Source organism: Gordonia sp. UCD-TK1 (assembly GCF_001691435.1).
Classification (GTDB): domain Bacteria; phylum Actinomycetota; class Actinomycetes; order Mycobacteriales; family Mycobacteriaceae; genus Gordonia; species Gordonia hongkongensis.
The window spans coordinates 21,351-40,414 of record NZ_LZMP01000034.1; the positions used below are offsets into that span (position 1 = coordinate 21,351).

Here is a 19,064-nt window from a genome sequence, read left to right on the forward strand (position 1 = left end):
GGCGCCCGGTGTCATACTCTCGTCAGCCTTTCCGTTCCGACCGACCCACCCGGGGGCCCTCGTGTCCGACACGTTCCGCATCGTCCGATCCATCACCGTCGACGCACCGCCTAGTGCGGTGCTCCCGTACCTGACCGACTTTCACCAGTGGGTCCACTGGTCCCCCTGGGAGGACGTCGATCCGGACCTGTCCCGGGAGTACTCCGGCGCGGAGTCCGGTGTCGGGGCGAAATACGCCTGGTCGAGAAACAAGAAGGCCGGACGCGGCGCCATGGAGATCATCCGCATCGACGAGCCGCGTGAGGTCGAGGTGCGCCTCGACTTCGAGAAGCCGATGAAGGCCACCAACACCGTCACCTTCGAACTCGCGCCGGAGGGACAGGCGACGCGGGTGTCCTGGACGATGGTCGGCGCACAGACGTTGTTCAGCCGCGTGGCAGGGTTCTTCGGCATCTTCGACAAGATGCTGGGCAAGGACTTCGAGAAGGGACTGGCCCAGCTCAAGACGGTCAGCGAGAGTAGATGACCCGGGTGCGCAGGAGGACGTCGGCCACCGACCGCCGACGCCGGTCGACGACCACCCACACCAGACCGATCGCGAAGAACGTGCAGAGCAGGGCGCGCAGCACCGCGATGGTCGGCCGGATGCGGGCACCCTCCGAGTTGACCACCCGCAGGCCCATCACGACCGACCCGAGGGTGCGCCCGGAGACCTCCCAGCACGTCGCGAGGTAGAGCACCGCCACCAGCACGAAGCCGGTCGTGGTGAAGACCAGATTGACCTCCGGCAACGAGAATTCGCTGACCGAGAGCACGAACTTCATCAGGGACAGGCCCGCGTAGGCGGCACCGAGGATCGTCCACACGACGAGGAGGTCGAGGAACGAGGCGACGCCCCGGCTCACGATGCCCGCGTTCTTGTCCCGGTCCTGCACCGCATGGGCCTTGTGCACGGGTGGCAGACCGGGCGTCGTCGGGGCCGAGTTCTGCAGCGGCTCTGACGGTTTCGGTTCCGCGGTCATCGTGGCCCCTCCTCATCGGGAGCGGCCTCGATGGCCGCGGCACCGCGGCGACGCAGAAATCGGTTGACCGCGTTGGCCACCGCGTCGTCGGCACGTTCGCTGGTGCTGCGCACGTCGGTCATCACATCGGCGGTCACCGAGGTGCTCGCCTCCCGGATGATGTCGGGGAGATCGACGCCGTCGATGATCTCCTCGGCGAGCCCGATCAGATCGACCCGCCCGAGGATGGCGTCGATGTCGATCCGCGCGGCGATCGCGTCGATGTCGATTCCGGTGGCGACGGAGTCGAGATCGACCTTTCCGATCACCGCGTCGAGGTCGACGAGGTCGATCGCCGCATTCAGGTCCACCTGTGCCACAGCACGATCGAGATCCACGGTGGTGATGACCTCGTCGATGTCGATGAGAGCGAGGACCTCGCCGATGAGGCGCGTGAGGTCGACATGGGTGAGGACGAGGGCGGTGAGGTCGACCTCCTCGACCAGGGCGTCGACCACTTCGCGGATGACGACGCCCAGAACGGCTCGCGTCGTCGAGACCACCACGGTGACAGCGGTGTCGGCGGCTTCGGCCAGCCGCACGCGGACGGACCCGATGACCCCGCCCGCGAGGGGCAGACGTTCTGCCACGTCCGCCATCACCCCGGCGAACCGCAGCGACTCCTCGGCGAGCTGGGAGATCGCGCCGCGCCGCGCCCGGGAGTCCACCGACGAATTATCGCATGCGGGATCGGGGCCGGTCGGGCCACGAAAAAACCCGAGCGGGCAGACCCGCTCGGGTTCTTCGGTTCTCGTGTGCCTTACAGAGCCTGGTAGAGCTCCCGAGCCAGCGCGGCGGTCTCGGACGGCGTCTTGCCGACCTTGACGCCCGCAGCCTCGAGGGCTTCCTTCTTGCCCTGCGCGGTGCCCGCACCGCCGGAGACGATGGCGCCGGCATGGCCCATGGTCTTGCCCTCTGGAGCGGTGAAGCCCGCGACGTAGCCGACGACCGGCTTGGTCACGTTGGCCTTGATGTACTCGCCGGCCTTCTCCTCGGCGTCGCCGCCGATCTCACCGATCATGACGATCAGCTTGGTCTCGGGATCCTTCTCGAACGCCTCGATGGCGTCGATGTGGGTGGTCCCGATGACGGGGTCGCCGCCGATGCCGATGGCGGTCGAGAAGCCGAGATCGCGCAGCTCGTACATCATCTGGTAGGTCAGGGTGCCCGACTTGGAGACCAGACCGATCGGACCCTTGCCCGTGATGTTGTTCGGCGTGATGCCCACCAGCGCCTCACCCGGCGTGATGATGCCGGGGCAGTTGGGGCCGATGATGCGGGTCTTCTCGCCCTTCTCCACGTTGTAGGCCCACGCGTAGGCGGAGTCCTGCACCGGGATGCCCTCGGTGATGACCACGAGCAGCGGGATCTCCGCGTCGATGGCCTCGATGATGGCGTCCTTGGAGAACTTCGGCGGCACGAAGGCGATCGAGGTGTCGGCCCCGGTCTCCTTCATGGCCTCGGCGACCGATGCGAACACCGGCAGCTCGACGTTGTTGCCGTCGGCGTCGACGTGCGACACGGTGGTGCCGGCCTTGCGCGCGTTGACACCGCCGACGATGTTGGTGCCGGCCTTGAGCATCAGAGCGGTGTGCTTGGTGCCCTCACCGCCGGTGATGCCCTGGACGATGACCTTGTTGTCTTTGTTCAGAAAGATCGACATATTCCGTGGCTCCCTTACTTGCTCGCCAGCTCGGCGGCCTTGTCGGCGCCCGAGTCCATGGTTTCGGCGAGCGTGACCAACGGGTGGTTCGCATCGGCCAGGATCTTGCGGCCTTCGTCGACCTTGTTGCCGTCGAGGCGGACGACCAGCGGCTTGTTGGCGTCGGACCCCAGCTTCTCGAGAGCACCGACGATGCCGTTGGCGACGGCGTCACATGCGGTGATGCCACCGAAGACGTTGACGAAGACGCTCTTGACCTGCTCGTCGCCGAGGATGACGTCGAGGCCGGCAGCCATGACCTCGGCCGAGGCGCCGCCGCCGATGTCGAGGAAGTTCGCGGGCTTCACGTTGTTGTGCTTCTCACCGGCGTAGGCGACCACGTCGAGGGTCGACATGACCAGGCCCGCGCCGTTGCCGATGATGCCGACCTCGCCGTCGAGCTTGACGTAGTTGAGGTCGTTCTCCTTGGCCTTGAGCTCCAGGGGATCGGTGGCGTCGCGATCCTCGAACTCCTCGTGGCCGGGCTGACGGAAGTCGGCGTTGGCATCGAGGGTGACCTTGCCGTCGAGGGCGAGGATCTGATCGTCCGGAGTGCGGACGAGCGGGTTGACCTCGACCAGGGTGGCGTCCTCCTTGACGAAGACTTCCCAGAGCTTCGCGATGGTGACCGCTGCGGCGTCGAGCACCTCGGCAGGCAGATGGCCCTGCTCGGCGATCGAGCGCGCGGTTTCCAGATCGACACCTTTCACGGCGTCGACGGCGACCCGCGCGAGGCGCTCGGGCTTGGTCGCCGCGACCTCTTCGATCTCCATACCGCCCTCGACCGAGCACATGGCCAGGTAGGAGCGGTTGGTGCGATCGAGCAGGAAGGAGATGTAGTACTCCTCTGCGATGTCGCTGGCCTCGGCGACCAGCAGCTTCTTGACGACGTGGCCCTTGATGTCGAGGCCAAGGATGTTGGAAGCGTGGGACTGCGCGTCGTCCGGGGTCGCGGCGTACTTGACGCCGCCTGCCTTGCCACGCCCGCCGGTCTTGACCTGCGCCTTGATCATCACGGGCTTGCCGATTTCCTCGGCGATCGCCCGCGCATCGGCGGCATCATCGGTCACCCGACCGGGTGTGGTGGGAACCCCGTGCTTGGCGAACAGTTCCTTCGCCTGGTATTCGAAGAGATCCATTCAGCTCACCATCTCGTAGATTTGCCCGCGCAAGGGTGTAATGCGGGCCATATCGGACTTTAAACCTGTCGGGAATCGCCACCCCGCGCGCACCCTACGCTTGTGCGACAGATCACTCGCTCGGTCGGTTCTCACAGTATTGACGTCGTGACGTGAGGTCCACAGCGTCGGTCCGACCCCATGAACTGCGACGACCGCAGAATCCATCGGCGCGCGGTCTTCACAGGTTGAATTTGCTGTAGTGAACAGAAAATCCGGCAATTTCTATACTCGCCGACCCAGTCTTGTGACTCAGCTCACAATATGCCGGTTTGTCGCTTTCTACGGTTGGACTTGCCGCAATCATTTCGTTACCGTCGGCTCTCAGCGGTGGTCACAGAAGGATTACGGACGGTGACTTCGATCCGCTGGCGACGAGATGCGGTAGCGAAGAGATGAGGTGGACGATTTGGCGGGACTCGGTGTCTCACGCGGATCGGGCCGCGTCCGATCGGGCGGGTTGATCGATGACGTCACAGCGGAAGAGATGACCACGATCATCCCCATCGTCGACACCGACGATGCGGCCGGGTACGACCTCACCGACTTCGAGTTCGACTTCGCAGACTCCGACACCTCCACTCGCGAGCACTCCGACGCCGGCTGGACGCCGTCGTCGTGGCAGGGCTACTACCGTCCCACCCGTTCGGAGATCACTCAGGACATCCTGATCCCCGAGCACGAGTTCGATCAGTACGGGCACGACGAGCCGTTCGACGTCGAGGGCGCCGAGCTCGACAGCTTCGACGGGGGCGAACTCCATTCGCTCGACGATCTCGATGACGACACCGAGCATCGCCCCTTCCGGACGAATCCGGCCGGACAACGGGTCCGACGTGGCGGCAAGCACCGCATCGCGGCGCCGCCGAACGCCCTCAAGGGCGGACGCGCAGCCCTCATCGCCATGGCCGCCGGCGCGGCCGTCGCCGCGGTCGCTCAGGTCGGCACGAACGACGAGGCGCCCGCACCCGTGAACGCCGCGGCCGTCAACGACGCCACCGCTCCGGGCGCCGCACCCGTGGAACTGGGCCCCGGCGTCGCTGCTGCGACCGCGCAGACCGACCAGATGAACGTCTTCACCAACCAGCTGGGTGTGGGCGCCAAGATGGCGGCGGACCAGGATCGTCGCGAGGCCCTGGCCCGGCGCCCGCTCTTCACCTCGCCGATCCCGCTCGGCAGCTACGACTTCACCTCCGCCTTCGCGATGCGCTGGGGCACCATGCACGGCGGCATCGACATGGCCGCTCCCCTCGGCACCCCGATCCACGCCGCCACCGACGGGGTCGTGATCAAGGCCGAGCCCGCGTCGGGATACGGCCACTGGGTTCAGATCCAGGCCGCCGACGGCACGGTCACCATGTACGGCCACATGGCCTCCTCGGGCGTCCTGGTCACCGAAGGCCAGCGCGTCACCGCCGGCGACGTCATCGCTCTGGTGGGCAACGAGGGCTTCTCGTTCGGCCCGCACCTGCACTTCGAGGTGTGGAAGAACGGCAACACCAAAATCGACCCCGTGCCCTGGCTCGCCGCCAAGGGCGTGAAGCTCTCCGGTTACACCGGCTAGCAGAAGGCTCTACAGGTCACCTCTTGTTGCTTGGTGGCGCCATACCAGCGCGCTCACGCTGCGCATCCGGTATTGATACCTGGCCGGATTGCGAACTGACGTTCAATTCTCGTCCATCTCAGCATGATTGAAGGGCACATTGCCCTTCGGCCATGCTGACGGGGACGAGAATTTCCAGTCGAATCGGGGAATGAGCTGGCGAGCGTTTCACTCCGCTCCCTGATCCGGAAGACGACACAACCGCATCTCACCAGGACCCTTCGTGACGCGCCCTCCGCAAGCTCCGGGCGCTCCTCAGGGAGCAGTAGGGGTCACTTCTTTCGGATCAGGGATCGGACGCGCGCTCGACGCCAATCCAGCCTTCAGAGCTTGTCCCCGGGAATCCCGCCCGCGGTGAGAAGCGTGACGCGTCCCGCGCTGCCGCCGTAGTCGATCGTCACGCGCTCGGTGGCGCCACTGCCCTCCTTGGCCACGACCTTGCCCATCCCGTACTTCGGATGGTTGTGTCGGTCGCCGATGTCGAGCTGAACCTGCTTGTTGCGTCCGCGCGCCGGATCCGACGAGTACGACGACCGGCCACGGCCCATCGACGAACCACCCGAACCGGAGAATGCCCCGTCGCGGCCGAACACGCCGCCCGACGATCCGCCGAAGCCGCGCATGGAGCGCTTGGGTTCGGTTCGGCGCCAGTCGACGAGGTGTTGCGGGATCTCTTGCAGGAAACGGGATTCCGGGTTCGACACCGGTTGCCCCCAGGAGGCGCGGGTGACCGACCGGGTGAGGTACAGACGCTGCTTGGCGCGGGTGATCCCGACGTAGGCCAGGCGTCGTTCCTCGCTCAGCTCCGCCGGATCGCCGAGCGCACGCATGTGCGGGAAATGACCGTCTTCCCAACCGGTGACGAAGACGACCGGGAACTCGAGGCCCTTGGCGGTGTGCAGGGTCATCATCGTGACCACGCCCTCGCCCTCATCCGGCACCTGGTCGGCGTCGGCGACGAGTGAGACCCGCTCGAGAAACGCTGCGAGCGAACCGGGTTCGGGCTCGCCCTCGCGGTCCACCTCGTTCTCGGGGTCGTCGGCATCGGCGTCGACCTGCGCGGCGTCGGCACTGAATTCCCGTGCCACGGCGACGAGTTCGTTGATGTTGTCGAGGCGTGCGCCGTCCTGCGGATCGTTGGACGCCTCGAGTTCGGCGCGGTAGCCGGTGCGCTCGACGATCGCGTCGACGAGTTCACCGATGTCGGCCGACTCCTCGGTGGCATCGAGGAAGGCCACATCCGCGTCCTCCGTGCCGGCCTCGCCGAAGTGGGTCAGGAAGTCCGACCGGAGCCCTTCGATGAGTTCGACGAACCCGCCGATCTGCTTGACCGCCCGCGTGTTGAGCAATGCGACCTTGCCCTCGGCCGCGTCCATCAGCGACTCGTAGAAGCTCCGTCCGGTGTTCTCCGAATGCACGGCGACGCAGGCTTCCGCGCGATCACCGATACCGCGCCGAGGGGTGTTGAGAATCCGGCGCAGGCTGACCGAGTCGTCGGGGTTGGCGACCACCCGCAGGTAGGCCACCACATCCCGCACTTCTTTGCGCTCGTAGAACTTGGTGCCGCCGACGACCTTGTACGGAATCCCGTGCCGGACGAACACCTCCTCGATCGCACGCGAGCCGGTGTTGGTGCGGTAGAACACCGCGATGTCGGAGTACTTGTGGCTCGAGCTCCCCCCGATCGAGTAGTCGGTGAGTTCCTCGATCTCCTTGGCGATGAACGTCGACTCGTCACGGTCGGAGTCGGCGACGTAGCCGACGATGAGTTCGCCGTCACCGGAGTCGGTCCACAACTTCTTCTCGCGCCGGTTCGAGTTGCGCGCGATGACGGCGTTGGCCGCCGACAGGATCGTCTGTGTCGACCGGTAGTTCTGTTCGAGCAGAACGGTTTCGGCGGACGGGAAGTCGCGCTCGAACTCCTCGATGTTGCGGATGGTGGCACCGCGGAAGGCGTAGATGGACTGGTCGGCGTCGCCGACGACGCACAGCTCCGAGGGCTCCAGACCACTCGCGGTGGTCTGCTCCCCCACCAGTTCGCGGATGAGCACGTACTGCGCGTGGTTGGTGTCCTGGTACTCGTCGACGAGAACGTGACGGAATCGGCGCCGGTAATACTCGGCGACCTGCGGATGCCGATGCAGCAGGGCGACGGTCTCCCCGATCAGATCGTCGAAGTCGAAGGCGTTCGCGGCGCGCAGACGGCGCTGGTACTCGGCGTAGATCTGCGCGATCGTCGTCGACGTCGGGTCGTCCTCGGGTGCCGCGGCCAGCGCCTCGTCGGGCGAGATCAGTTCGTTCTTGAAGTTCGACACGGCCACCGACACCCCGCGTGGGCTGAACTTCTTGGGATCGAGGTCGAGGTCACGGATGACCATGCCGAACAACCGCTTCGAGTCGTCGGCGTCGTAGATGGAGAAGTTGGAGTTCATCTTCTCCAGCAACCCCGACTGCGCCCGGAGGATGCGCACGCATGTGGAGTGGAAGGTCGAGACCCACATGTAGGCGGCGCGGGGGCCGACGAGGTCGATGACCCGCTCGCGCATCTCCGCGGCGGCCTTGTTGGTGAAGGTGATGGCCAGGATCTGCCCGGGCGTGACGTCCCGCGCGGCGAGCAGGTAGGCGATCCGGCGGGTCAGCACCGCCGTCTTGCCCGAGCCCGCGCCCGCCACGATCAGCAATGGCGCGCCGGCGTGGAGCACCGCGGCGCGCTGTTGCGGGTTGAGACCGTCGAGCAGGCGCGCGACCCGGTCGTCGGCGGCCGCACCCGAGGGAGCGGCGCCCGCGCGACCGGCGAGAAGGGGGGCAGAAGAAGAGCTGTTCATCGGTTGTCCAGGTTACCCGCCACCGCCGACAGACCCCCGTCGGCCGGTCCGCTCCACCCCGGCACGTGGTCGACCGAACAGCCGACCGGCCCCGTGGGTTGAGGCCCCGATCGCCGTGTCCCGCGGCTAATATGACGCGGTATCACCGGCTCGGGGTGCCCTGTCTGCGAACAACTCGCACGCGGCGACGACGCCCCGGCGAGCAGGAAGAGGCGCCATGAAGAGACCGTCCATCGTCCCCGCCGCCATCGCCCTCGGTGTCGGAGCACTGGCCCTCGTCATCGCGCTCGTCCTGTCGTTCGTCCCGTTCAGCAGCGCCGGCACCGTGGAGCCCACCCCCGCCTTCCGTGCGCAGAAGAGCCTCGACGAGGTGCTGTTCAAGATGGCGACGAGCCCGGCGGCGAAGTTCACCGGCAAGGTCACCTACAAGTACGACGACGAGCGCGGCGAGGGGACGGTCGAGTTCGACGACCTGATCGTCACCACGTCGAACACCGCCGAGGGCACGATCACCCTGGGCTCACAGCAGGGCGAGTACCGGCAGATCGGCAACAGCCCGTTCCTCAGCGCCCCCGGCGCTCTGTGGAACGAACTCCTCGTCGACGCCGAGAAGACGAATCTCGACGCCGCCCCGCTCGACAACAAGTGGGCCTCCACCCGCTTCACCAGCCTGCCGCGCCTGGGCACGATCCTCGGCCCGGACAACCTCGCCGGCGACATCGGCAACATCGAGAACGGCGACGCGCCGCAGCTCGGGGCCGAGCTCCCGGCGCCCAACAAGGGCACCCCCGACGCCCGGCGCTGGCCCACCACCGACCCGCCGATCGAGTTCGTCGGCGACGACAAGGTGAAGATCGGGGCGTGGGAGGTCACCTTCGACCCGGAGACGAAGAACGTCACGAACGTCAAGGGTCAGAGCGTGCAGGGCCCGGTCACCTACGACATCGACGCCGCGGTCAGCCTGCAGCCGGCCGACCAGGCCCAGAAGGTGTTCGCGAACCAGCGTGCACTCGTCTCGGATCTGCTGTCGGTGCCCGCCCCCGGCCTCTGGATGGAGCAGCCGGTGGTGTCCTCGCGCCAGACGGGTGCATGCACCACCTCGTCCTGCGCCTTCGACTACACCGTGCAGGGCAGCCCGTACGCCGACGACGTCCGCGGCCACTTCAACTACGGCCTGACGCTGAACTTCGCGGTCGGCAACCGCCCGCCCGGCGCCGTCGGCGGTGAGTGCAAGGTGGTCCTGCGGGTCGACTTCGGACGCAACGGAACCACCCGCTGCGCGGCGACCAACCTCCCGCCGGACACCAACATCGCGTCGCGGTACACCTTCACCTATCTCGCGTTCATCGACGCGACCACAGACGAACTGAACGATCTCATCGACAACAACGAGAAGCAGACCAACACCGAGATCGTCTACGTCCGCACCGGCAACAAGGAACCGGCACAGGCCCGGTTCGGCTCCGGCGTGACCGGCCTGCCGAGCTACTACGCGATCAAGCGCGGCGACTACGTCTTCGACGGCATCGGCACCGACGGCAACATGCACATCACCTTCGGTGAGGGGTATCAGGACCACATCGTCGGCGGCACCTTCGATCCGTCCTGGGAAGGCACCGAGGTGCTCCGCAAGCAGATGGAGCAGCAGGTCGCCGCGGCGGGCGACGCGCAGGTCGTCTACTTCGTCGCCGAGGAGGAGACCGCGTCGGCGCTGCGAGCCCTCATCGCCGCGGAGAACCAGAGCGACAACATCTCCGCGTTCTACTACGACTAGTGGTGTGTCTCGGAAATAGGTGGCCGGTATCCGGTGGAGCGATCGGTGGTCTGGCAAGGCGGAGGAGGGAGGGATAGCGGAGCTATCGCGACCGACGACAACGCAGCCAGGCGCCGATCGAGCGCCGGAGACCAGTCGCTTATTTCCGAGACACACCACTAAAACTCAGCCGCCGGCGAAGCGCGCCTCGGCGGCCTCGCCCACCCGGCCGGCGCCGGTGTGCAGCCGCAGCCCCGGCGTCAGGGGCCGCAGGTCGACGTGGTCGCCGCCACCGTTGATCCGGACATACACCGACCCCAGGCCCGCCCGGACCGGTGCCCGGACCGCTTCCCCGTCCGCGAGCGCGATCTCGATCTCGCCGTCCCGGGTCGCGCAGTAGCTGAGCGCGATCGTCCAGGGCCAGGAGAAGAGCGGACCGTCGAGTCGCAGTCGGGTGGGTCCGTCGACCTCCGGGGTCCGGCAGGTCCCCGCCCCCGCGTAGATGGTGCGACGCTGGGTCACGCCGCCGGGCACGAGATTTCCCGCGGTGTCGAGCACGAACAACCGGTCGGTGGCCACCCCGAAGTCGGGCCGGGCCTCCACGCGGCCGAAGATGCGGCTGATCTGGTTGTCGGGGTAGACGAAGGGTTGCAGGATCTCCAGGGGCACGGACTGGTCGAGCATGGTCACGCCGCCCGGCCCCTGCGTCGCCGCGTCGTGTAGCGATGCGGTCGCGGTCTCGAGGTAGTCGCCGGTCGGGTTGTCCCGCCACGACGACGAGAACGAGACCAGCGACACCAGCGCGGACACCACGACGAGCGCACCGACGACGGACGCGAACGCGGGCAGCGCGGCCGACCGCTCCTCATCTCGCCCGGCCGCGGCGTCGGACGTGCGCGCATGCCGTCCGCCCACCTCGGTGGTCCGGGCCGGCGCGGCGCACAGCAGGGCCAGAGCGATGGTGAACACCAGCGCCGTGTCCGGGAGATAGCGCATGTGCTGGGCGAGTTCGATCGCCGTCTGCGGGCTCGACCGGTTCCACATCACCGGGATCTGGGCGGCCACGGCGTAGATCAGCGCGCACACGACGATCGCCGCGCCGCCGCGTCTGCGGGCCACCGCCCACCAGGTCACCGCGACCAGCACCAGCCAGCCGCCGACGATCATCCACATCTGCGGGAAGCCGGTCGGCGGACTCGGCGTCCACCGCTCCCATTCCCACGGCCCGCCGACGAGCGACGGCACGATCGCATCGGTCACCGACCGCCAGACCAGGCGCGCGGTCTGCGCCACCGAATGCTCACCCGACGTCGGGTCGGTGGTGACGAAGTACACCGCCACCCACGACGCGGCGGCGACGGTCAGCGCCAGCCACAACTCCCGGGCGGACCGCAGCGTCACCGTCGTCGCGCGGGGGCCGCCGTTCGCGAGGACCGCGGCCACCAGCGCCACCGGGAGGATGAACAACGACTTCTCGAAGAACGCCAGCGCAATCAGGAAGACGATCGTCGAGCGGACCCACACCAGCCGGCGTCGGGCGTCGTCGACGTCACCGCGCGCGAGGCGGACCGCGTCGGCGACGATCCACGCCATCGCCGCCTGCAGGGGCAGGGTGTTGAGGCCGGCCGCCCACCAGGCGAAGGCGGGCACCGTCATCGGACTGAACAGATAGAACGCGAGCGCGACGAGTGCACCGATGCGGGCGCGCGGCGCGATGACCAGCACCATCCGCCACACCGCCACCGACGCGATCGCCTGCATCACCACGAGCATCAGCGCCGGCAGCGCCCAGTTCAGCGGTGCCAGCCACGTGGCCACCCCGGCGAGCAGGAACGCCGCCGGCATGAAGTGCCCGTCGTGACTGTGGCCCAGGTACTCCCAGGACAGGATCGGGTTCGACGACGCGCGTGCCACGAGGACCAGATCGTCCCAGTAGAAGTTGCCCGTCGCGACGAGCCAGCCCCGGATGATCAGCTGACCCACGATCAGGGACAGGGCGACGAGGGACACCATCCGCGCGTTGGGCATGCGCTCCAGTTTCCATGTGCCGCGAGCGGCGTCGTGGTCGGGTCGGGTGACTCGGCCGCATGCGGGTCGTCGCGGGGCGTCGTGGCAAAATCGGGCGCGTGACCGACCGCAGCCCCAGCCCCGGCGCTCAGGACCCCCGCCCTTCCGGCGGCACGTCGTTCGAGCACTCGATCGACCTCGACAAGTACGAGCTCTCGTCCGAGGTCGGCGACCTGCCCGACGACATCGACCAGCTGCGGCTCGAGATCGACCGGCTCGACGCCGTGATCCTCGCCGCGATCAAGCGCAGGTCGGCGGTGTCGAAGAAGATCGGTGCCGCACGCATGGCCTCCGGCGGCCCTCGCCTGGTCCACAGCCGCGAGGTGAAGGTGCTCGAGCGCTTCCAGGATCTCGGCCAGGAGGGGCACACCCTCGCGATGCTGCTGCTGCGTCTGGGGCGAGGGCCACTGGGCCGCTGACCTGTCGGCCCCGGGACACCGACGACGCGGTGATCCGGTGACGCCTGCGCGCCACGTGTGACGACCGTCGCGGGCACGACGCCGAGCACATAAGGTTGGTGGTCATGAGCACCCAGGCACCTGGCAGCGACTTCACCGGCACCGACCACGGCGACATCACCGCGACGCAGTCCTGGCAGGCGCTCGCGGCTCATCAGCCGCATGTGTACGCCATGCACCTGCGTGAGGTGTTCGCGATCGATCCCGCGCGCGGGCGCGAACTCACCGTCGACGTCGGCGATCTGCACATCGACTACTCCAAGCACCGGGTGCTGCGCGAGACCCTCGAACTCCTGATGAGCCTGGCCCGCGAGGTCGGTCTCGAGGAGATCCGCGACGACATGTTCGCCGGCGCCCACATCAACACCTCCGAGGACCGCGCCGTCCTGCACACCGCGCTGCGCCTGCCGGCCGATGCGACACTGACCGTCGACGGCCAGGACGTCGTCGCCGACGTGCACGAGGTCCTCACCCGGATGGGCGAGTTCACCGACCGCCTCCGCAGCGGAGAGTGGAAGGGACACACCGGAAAACCCATCACCGACGTCGTCAACATCGGCATCGGCGGCTCCGACCTCGGTCCGGTGATGGTCTATCAGGCGCTGCGCCACTACGTCGACGCCGGGATCCGCTGCCACTTCGTCTCCAACGTCGACCCCGCGGACATGGTCGGCACCCTCGCCGACCTCGACGCCGAGACGACACTGTTCATCATCGCCTCGAAGACCTTCACCACTCTCGAGACACTCACCAACGCCGCCGCCGCGCGCACCTGGCTCCTGCAGGCGCTCGACGCCGACACCGACGCCGTGGCAAAGCATTTCGTCGCCGTCAGCACCAACGCCGCCGAAGTGGCCGAGTTCGGCATCGACACCGACAACATGTTCGGCTTCTGGGACTGGGTCGGCGGCCGGTACTCGGTCGACTCCGCGATCGGGCTGTCGGTGATGGCCGCGATCGGCAAGGAACGCTTCGCCGAGTTCCTCGACGGCTTCCACATGGTCGACGAGCACTTCCGCACCCAGCCCCTCGAACGCAACGCACCGGTCATCCTCGGCCTGATCGGCCTCTGGTACAACAACTTCTGGGATGTCGGCGTTCGCGCGGTCCTGCCCTACAGCAACGACATGGCCCGCTTCGCCGCCTACCTGCAGCAGCTGACGATGGAGTCCAACGGCAAGTCGGTCACCGCCGGCGGCCACCACGTCACCACCGACACCGGCGAGATCTTCTGGGGCGAACCGGGAACCAACGGCCAGCACGCCTTCTACCAACTGCTGCACCAGGGCACGCGGATGGTGCCCGCGGACTTCATCGGTTTCGCCGAACCCACCGACGACCTGCCGACCGCTCCCGACGGCTCGGGTTCCATGCACGACCTGTTGATGAGCAACTACTTCGCCCAGACCAAGGTGCTCGCCTTCGGCAAGACCGCCGACGAGATCGCCGCCGAGGGCGTACCCGCACATGTCGTGGCCCACAAGGTGATGCCGGGCAACCGCCCCACCACCTCGATCCTCGCCCCCCAGCTCACCCCGTCGGTGATCGGCCAGCTCGTGGCGCTCTACGAGCACCAGGTCTTCGTCGAAGGCGCCATCTGGGGCATCAACCCCTTCGACCAGTGGGGCGTCGAACTCGGCAAGACCCAGGCCAAGGAACTGCTCGGCACCCTCATCCAGTCGGAAGCGCCTGACACACACGACGATTCGTCGACCGACGCCCTCGTCACGTGGTACCGGGAGCGACGGGGCCGCGCGGTCTGAGGCTAGGTCCAGTACTCCTCGTCGAAGACCGCATCGGGAATCTCGTCCCCGGGTTCGACGCCGAGCGACTGGATGCGGCCCATGATCGCGGCCGCCGTCGCCACGTAGGTGACGAGATCGGTTGGCTCGACGTCTCGTTCGGCGGGATCACCGCCGAGGAATTCATACAGGGCGGGTGGCACGCAGGCACCCATGTCCAGGGCGCGGGTACCGGTCGCCTCCCGCCACGCATCGAAGCTCGCCACGTCGACGGCCTCGGCGACTTCACCGGTCCGGACGGCCTCGGACACCTCGTCGACGGTGGCCAGCTCACCCGAGGTCCCGCTCGACGGGTCGAAGCCGAGAACCGTGTCGGCGGCGGTGGTCTCGTCGTCGGAGAGGGTGAAGTAGACGATGCCCCGCCAGTCGGAGCCCAAGGCCGCGATGTCCGTGCGGTCGAAGATCTCGCCGAGCAGTTCGCCGACCTGATCCCGCTGTCGAGCGCCGAACACCTGAAACGCGCCCGAGGCCACCACTTGTCCCTGCTTGTTCGCCACGACGGCCACCTTACGCAGGTCAGTCGTCGATACCCAGGACGACCACGCGACCCGTCGTCAGCGACAGGTACACCGTCGCGCGCCACTCCGGTGACGAAAACGCACGGTCGAGGGCGGGCCCGCCGAGAAAGCCGCCGGGCGGCACCAGGTCGCGCAACGCGCCCGCCACCGAGTCAGGCGGGGCCACCGGGTCGGCGCCGTACCGCCCCGCCCACTCTGCCGCGCGCTCGGTACCAACGTGCACGACCGCGTCGAACCAGTACGTGGATGGTCCAGGAACTCTGTCCGATGAGTCGTCCCCGAGAGTGCCGGCCGCCCAGCCCTCGACCCCCGACCCCAGCAGGAGCGGGAACCGTCTCATCACCGGCCGTTCGTCGCGCTGTGGTCCGGCGGTCACGATCTTGGTCGACGCCGGCGCCGACGTCGACACCGAGGGGATCGGGTCACGATCGACCGGTACCGACGGAGCACAACCAGCGAGCAAGCCGAACCCCGCAACACCTGCCACGACGACAGCCGTCAGCCGCGGCAATCGGTGAACAGGCATCCCGTGACGGTAGCCCGCGGGTCGAACGCGAAACATCGGCTGTCTGAACGAATCACAGAAGTCAGACCAGTCGGCGGCTGACCGACGCCGGCAGGAACTTCAGCGCGGCCGCGATGGGTGTCCAGGGCCACGCGGGCACCGGGGCCCAGTCCTTCTCCGCCTCGATCGCCTTGACCAGCGCGTCGACGCCCTTGTCGGTCTCGACCATCAGGGACGTCTTCACGCCCCGGTTGATATCGGTCTCGATGTAACCCGGCGCGACCACCGACACCGTGATCGGCGACGACGCGAACTCGGCCTGGAGTCCCTGCCCCAGCGCCGTCAGCCCGGCTTTCGACGCCGAATAGGCGGCCTGCGCCTTGGGCATGCCGCGAACACCCGAGATGGAGCTGATCAGCACGAGGTGCCCGGCGTTCTGCGCGCGGAAGATCTCCAGCGCCGCCTCGGCCTGGGCCAGCGCGCCGACGAGATTGGTCTGCACCGTCTCGATGTTCGCGGCGGCCTTGCCGGTGCCGAGGGGTGCGCCCTTGCCGAGTCCGGCGTTGACGATGACCCGGTCGAGACCGCCCAGACCGTCGGCCAGCCTCCCGAAGACCTCGGGGACGGCGTCCACGTCGGTGACGTCGAGCGTCGCGACCTCGACCTGTGCGGCGGTGGGCCGCAGTTCGCCGGCCAGCGCGTCCAGCTTCTCGCGGCGGCGCGCCGCGAGGGCGAGCGAACGTCCCTGGGCGGCGAATCGTCGGGCCATGCCTTCCCCGAGCCCCGAACTCGCACCCGTGATGAGAATCCTCTGCCGTGTCGTCACGAGGACCAGGCTACCGGCCGGTAAGTTCTGCCTTCCCGGTCGCCCGGCGCGACCTACTTCAGCAACCGCGACATCCGACGGTCCGCCAGCACCTTCCCGCCCGTCTGGCACGTGGCGCAGTACTGGAAGGACCGGTCCGCGAACGACACCTCGCGGACGATGTCGCCGCACACCGGACACGGCAGGCCGGTGCGGGCGTGCACGCGCAGACCAGTGCGCTTCTCGGACTTCAGCCGCGCGACGGCCTGCCCCTCCAGACGCCCGGTCGCGTCGGTGAGCACGCCGCGCATGGCGTCGTAGAGTGTCGCGACCTGGTCGGCCTTCAGTGTTTTCGACGACGCGAACGGCGACAGGCGTGCAGTGTGCAGGATCTCGTCGGAGTAGGCGTTGCCGATCCCGGCGATGGTGTGCTGGTCGGTGAGCACGTTCTTGATCCGGCCGGTGGTGCCGGCGAGGATCTCGGCGAACTGTTCGGACGTCAGCTCGAGCGCGTCGGGTCCCAGACCGGCGATCCGTTCGACGTCGGCGAGGTCGCGGACCAGCCACACCGCGAGTCGTTTCTGCGTCCCGGCCTCGGTGACGTCGAACCCCTCACCGGGTAGACCGCAGTGCACGCGCAGGGCGATCGGACTCTTCCCGCCCGGCCGCAGGGGTTTGGGCGACAGATCCTCGCTCCACCGCACCCAGCCCGCCCGCGACAGATGGATGACCAGCTGCAGCAACGGCTCTGACGCAGTGGCCGCCGAGCCGGGAATGGTACGGATGACCAGGTACTTCCCCACCCGGCCGACGGATTCGACGATCCGGTCCATCAGCGCCGTGTAGGGCGGGTCCGCGGTCTTCAGTACCGACAACGACGCGACGTCGACCCGGCGGATCGGGAGTCCGGCCGCACGGCCGTCGACGTAGTCGGCGATGGCGGCCACCTCTGGGAGCTCAGGCATGCCACCAGTGTGCTCTAGTTGTGGGATGAACTCCCGACTTTCCGACGCCGAGCTGGCCGCCCGGATCGCGCAGGGAGCCGGCGAAGTACTCCTCGGAATCCGTTCGGGCGACCTGCTCGGCGGCGCGATGCTCGGCGATGTGGGCGATGCGCTTGCGCAGGCGTGGATCTCGACGGTGCTCCGCAAACACCGGCCACGCGATGCGGTGTTGTCCGAGGAAGCCGCCGACGTCGGCGACCGGGCCACCGCGTCGCGCGTGTGGATCATCGACCCCCTGGACGGCACAAGGGAATTCGCCGGCGGCTCGTCGGACTGGGCCGTACACGTCGCGCTGACCGAGAGCGGGATCGTCACCGAGGCGTCGGTGTCGCTGCCCGCGACGGGTGAACTGTTCCGTTCCGACACCGTCGCGGAGACCACCGGCGAACTGACCCGGCGTCTCGTCACCTCCCGGTGGGGCGGCTCGTATGAGACCAGTTACGTGGCGAACCGACTGGGTCTGCAGATGGTGCCGGTCGGTTCGGCCGGCGCGAAGGCGATGGCCGTCGTCCGCGGCGATGCCGATGCCTATGTCCACGCCGGCGGTCAGTACGAGTGGGACAACGCGGCGCCGGTGGGGGTCGCGCTGGCGGCCGGACTGCACTGCAGTCGCCTCGACGGGTCGGAGATCGTGTACAACAACCGGCATCCGTACATGCCGGACTTCGTCATCTGCCGCAGCGAGATCCGCGAGGAGATGCTCGGCGCGCTGCGTCAGATCTGGTGAACTGAACCGGTGAACGGCATCGGCGACGCGGTGGTGCGCATCGGGCCTGCACTGGTGGTGGCCGTCGTACTGCTGGCCGTGGTCGCCGTGCTGGTGAACCGTCGGAGCGGATTGGCCCGGGAGACCGTCGTCGCCACGCTCCGGGCCGGCGCGCAACTCGCGGCGCTCGCTGCCGTGCTCGCCGCCGTCATCCCCCACCTGTGGGCCTCGGCGCTGTTCGTCGCGGTGATGGCGACCGCCGCGTCCTGGACCTCGGCCCGACGCGTGCGCCCGGGGGGTCCCCGCCTGGCGGGAACCGCGTGGTGTGCCGGGCCGGTGGCGGCGCCGACGATCGCGATCGTCACCGCTCTGGTGGCAGTCGGTGTGCTTCCTGCCCGCGGCATCGCCGTGATCCCCACCGCCGGCATCATGCTCGGCGGCGCGATGGTCACCGCCTCGCTCGCCGGACGCCGGGCGCATGACGAGCTGTCGGTCCGTCGCGGCGAGGTGGAAGCCGCGCTGTCGCTCGGCTTCGACCCGCGGGACGCTCGGATGGAGATCGCCGGCCCGCCCTCGGCGACCGCGCTCGTCCCCGGCCTCGATCAGACGAAGTCGGTGGGACTCGTCACGATCCCCGGCGCGTTCGTCGGCATGGTCCTCGGCGGGGCGTCGGTGTGGGCGGCCGCGGCGATGCAGATGTTCGTGCTGATCGCCTTGCTCGCGGTGAGTTCCATCGCGATGCTCGTGACGGTGGAACTGGTGGCGCGAGAGCACCTGTGAACCTCCTGCACCCTAAGAGACTGCTGAAATAGTCGGCGTCGTTTCGGTGTGGGGTGAGCGGGTTTGCCTGGTGGGCTGGGATCCTGGTGGGTATGCAGGGTGAGCCGGATCGTCAGGGTGAGTTTCTGGATGTGAACTCGGTCGTCGGGCATTTGCTGGCCGAGGGCAGTGTGTTCGCGTTTTTGGCTGCTCATCGCGAGCAGTTGTTCCCTGCGGAGATGTTCGCGGACCTGTTTCCCAGCGGCCGGGGCCGTCCGTCGATCCCGCCGGCCACGATGGCGTCGGTGATCGTGCTGC

Annotated in this window: 17 protein-coding genes and 1 pseudogene; 8 read left to right on the plus strand and 10 right to left on the minus strand. The window is 68.0% G+C overall.

The genetic code is table 11. The annotated features are described in order from the left end of the window. Positions 1 to 61 precede the first annotated feature (61 nt). Positions 62 to 526: an SRPBCC family protein gene (locus tag A9310_RS17715; RefSeq protein ID WP_065631779.1), complete on the plus strand. Its 465-nt coding sequence runs from the start codon at positions 62 to 64 to the stop codon at positions 524 to 526. On the opposite strand, the gene A9310_RS17720 is transcribed toward A9310_RS17715, so the two are convergent. From A9310_RS17720 to sucC, 4 genes are all read right to left on the minus strand, one after another. Then, positions 510 to 1,022 carry an RDD family protein gene (locus A9310_RS17720; RefSeq protein WP_065631780.1) on the minus strand — a complete coding sequence of 171 codons (513 nt, stop codon included), beginning with the start codon at positions 1,020 to 1,022 and terminating at the stop codon, positions 510 to 512. The two genes, A9310_RS17715 and A9310_RS17720, sit on opposite strands and share 17 nt — an antisense overlap. After that, on the minus strand, positions 1,019 to 1,729 hold the full coding sequence (locus A9310_RS17725) for a hypothetical protein (RefSeq protein WP_083207437.1): 711 nt from the start codon (positions 1,727 to 1,729) through the stop codon (positions 1,019 to 1,021). The genes A9310_RS17720 and A9310_RS17725 overlap by 4 nt, the downstream gene beginning before the upstream one ends. Positions 1,730 to 1,821: 92 nt before the next feature. Continuing rightward, the gene (sucD, locus tag A9310_RS17730) at positions 1,822 to 2,724 is read right to left on the minus strand and encodes a succinate--CoA ligase subunit alpha (RefSeq protein ID WP_065631781.1); all 903 of its coding nucleotides are present in this window, start codon (positions 2,722 to 2,724) and stop codon (positions 1,822 to 1,824) included. Positions 2,725 to 2,738: 14 nt separating this feature from the next. Beyond that, positions 2,739 to 3,902: an ADP-forming succinate--CoA ligase subunit beta gene (gene sucC / locus A9310_RS17735; RefSeq protein WP_010843609.1), complete on the minus strand. Its 1,164-nt coding sequence runs from the start codon at positions 3,900 to 3,902 to the stop codon at positions 2,739 to 2,741. A gap of 439 nt (positions 3,903 to 4,341) precedes the next feature. Between sucC and A9310_RS17740 the strand changes: the two genes are divergently transcribed. Then, the gene (locus A9310_RS17740) at positions 4,342 to 5,505 is read left to right on the plus strand and encodes a M23 family metallopeptidase (RefSeq protein WP_065631782.1); all 1,164 of its coding nucleotides are present in this window, start codon (positions 4,342 to 4,344) and stop codon (positions 5,503 to 5,505) included. Positions 5,506 to 5,867: 362 nt separating this feature from the next. Here A9310_RS17740 and A9310_RS17745 read toward each other — a convergent pair whose 3' ends face one another. Next, positions 5,868 to 8,369: a UvrD-helicase domain-containing protein gene (locus A9310_RS17745; protein ID WP_065631783.1), complete on the minus strand. Its 2,502-nt coding sequence runs from the start codon at positions 8,367 to 8,369 to the stop codon at positions 5,868 to 5,870. Between the two features lie 217 nt (positions 8,370 to 8,586). On the opposite strand from A9310_RS17745, the gene A9310_RS17750 reads away from it, so the two are divergent. Then, positions 8,587 to 10,143 (plus strand): hypothetical protein, encoded by a 1,557-nt coding sequence (locus tag A9310_RS17750; protein ID WP_065631784.1) that lies wholly within the window; start codon positions 8,587 to 8,589, stop codon positions 10,141 to 10,143. A gap of 165 nt (positions 10,144 to 10,308) precedes the next feature. On the opposite strand, the gene A9310_RS17755 is transcribed toward A9310_RS17750, so the two are convergent. After that, positions 10,309 to 12,150, minus strand: a complete 1,842-nt coding sequence (locus A9310_RS17755; protein ID WP_065631785.1) for a hypothetical protein — start codon at positions 12,148 to 12,150, stop codon at positions 10,309 to 10,311. A gap of 98 nt (positions 12,151 to 12,248) precedes the next feature. Between A9310_RS17755 and A9310_RS17760 the strand changes: the two genes are divergently transcribed. Both A9310_RS17760 and pgi read left to right on the plus strand, forming a co-directional pair. Beyond that, positions 12,249 to 12,608 (plus strand): chorismate mutase, encoded by a 360-nt coding sequence (locus A9310_RS17760; protein ID WP_033203695.1) that lies wholly within the window; start codon positions 12,249 to 12,251, stop codon positions 12,606 to 12,608. 104 nt (positions 12,609 to 12,712) lie between these two features. Continuing rightward, positions 12,713 to 14,410: a glucose-6-phosphate isomerase gene (gene pgi, locus A9310_RS17765; RefSeq protein ID WP_065631786.1), complete on the plus strand. Its 1,698-nt coding sequence runs from the start codon at positions 12,713 to 12,715 to the stop codon at positions 14,408 to 14,410. A gap of 2 nt (positions 14,411 to 14,412) precedes the next feature. Here pgi and A9310_RS17770 read toward each other — a convergent pair whose 3' ends face one another. The 4 genes from A9310_RS17770 to A9310_RS17785 all read right to left on the minus strand — a co-directional run bounded on the left by A9310_RS17770 (position 14,413) and on the right by A9310_RS17785 (position 17,242). Further along, positions 14,413 to 14,946: a hypothetical protein gene (locus A9310_RS17770; RefSeq protein ID WP_065631792.1), complete on the minus strand. Its 534-nt coding sequence runs from the start codon at positions 14,944 to 14,946 to the stop codon at positions 14,413 to 14,415. 19 nt (positions 14,947 to 14,965) lie between these two features. Next, on the minus strand, positions 14,966 to 15,493 hold the full coding sequence (locus A9310_RS17775; protein WP_065631787.1) for a hypothetical protein: 528 nt from the start codon (positions 15,491 to 15,493) through the stop codon (positions 14,966 to 14,968). 61 nt (positions 15,494 to 15,554) lie between these two features. Beyond that, on the minus strand, positions 15,555 to 16,298 hold the full coding sequence (locus tag A9310_RS17780) for an SDR family oxidoreductase (protein ID WP_058251550.1): 744 nt from the start codon (positions 16,296 to 16,298) through the stop codon (positions 15,555 to 15,557). Between the two features lie 53 nt (positions 16,299 to 16,351). Then, a complete protein-coding gene (locus A9310_RS17785; RefSeq protein WP_058251551.1) occupies positions 16,352 to 17,242 on the minus strand; it encodes a DNA-formamidopyrimidine glycosylase family protein in 891 nt (296 codons plus the stop codon). A 25-nt stretch (positions 17,243 to 17,267) separates the two neighbouring features. On the opposite strand from A9310_RS17785, the gene A9310_RS17790 reads away from it, so the two are divergent. From A9310_RS17790 to A9310_RS17800, 3 genes and pseudogenes are all read left to right on the plus strand, one after another. After that, positions 17,268 to 18,008, plus strand: coding sequence for a 3'(2'),5'-bisphosphate nucleotidase CysQ (locus tag A9310_RS17790; RefSeq protein WP_058251552.1), 741 nt, complete (start codon positions 17,268 to 17,270; stop codon positions 18,006 to 18,008). 9 nt (positions 18,009 to 18,017) lie between these two features. Continuing rightward, positions 18,018 to 18,767: an ABC transporter permease gene (locus A9310_RS17795; RefSeq protein ID WP_058251553.1), complete on the plus strand. Its 750-nt coding sequence runs from the start codon at positions 18,018 to 18,020 to the stop codon at positions 18,765 to 18,767. 92 nt (positions 18,768 to 18,859) lie between these two features. Then, positions 18,860 to 19,064: pseudogene (locus A9310_RS17800) on the plus strand (IS5/IS1182 family transposase); the annotation flags it as partial.

What these genes read in the sequence shown, in the direction of transcription:
- sucC (WP_010843609.1), bottom strand. Translation starts at nt 3,902, where the DNA reads ATGGATCTCTTCGAATACCAGGCGAAGGAACTGTTCGCCAAGCACGGG.
- A9310_RS17775 (WP_065631787.1), bottom strand. Translation starts at nt 15,493, where the DNA reads ATGCCTGTTCACCGATTGCCGCGGCTGACGGCTGTCGTCGTGGCAGGT.
- sucD (WP_065631781.1), bottom strand. Translation starts at nt 2,724, where the DNA reads ATGTCGATCTTTCTGAACAAAGACAACAAGGTCATCGTCCAGGGCATC.
- A9310_RS17755 (WP_065631785.1), bottom strand. Translation starts at nt 12,150, where the DNA reads ATGCCCAACGCGCGGATGGTGTCCCTCGTCGCCCTGTCCCTGATCGTG.
- A9310_RS17745 (WP_065631783.1), bottom strand. Translation starts at nt 8,369, where the DNA reads ATGAACAGCTCTTCTTCTGCCCCCCTTCTCGCCGGTCGCGCGGGCGCC.
- A9310_RS17750 (WP_065631784.1), top strand. Translation starts at nt 8,587, where the DNA reads ATGAAGAGACCGTCCATCGTCCCCGCCGCCATCGCCCTCGGTGTCGGA.
- pgi (WP_065631786.1), top strand. Translation starts at nt 12,713, where the DNA reads ATGAGCACCCAGGCACCTGGCAGCGACTTCACCGGCACCGACCACGGC.
- A9310_RS17720 (WP_065631780.1), bottom strand. Translation starts at nt 1,022, where the DNA reads ATGACCGCGGAACCGAAACCGTCAGAGCCGCTGCAGAACTCGGCCCCG.
- A9310_RS17790 (WP_058251552.1), top strand. Translation starts at nt 17,268, where the DNA reads ATGAACTCCCGACTTTCCGACGCCGAGCTGGCCGCCCGGATCGCGCAG.
- A9310_RS17785 (WP_058251551.1), bottom strand. Translation starts at nt 17,242, where the DNA reads ATGCCTGAGCTCCCAGAGGTGGCCGCCATCGCCGACTACGTCGACGGC.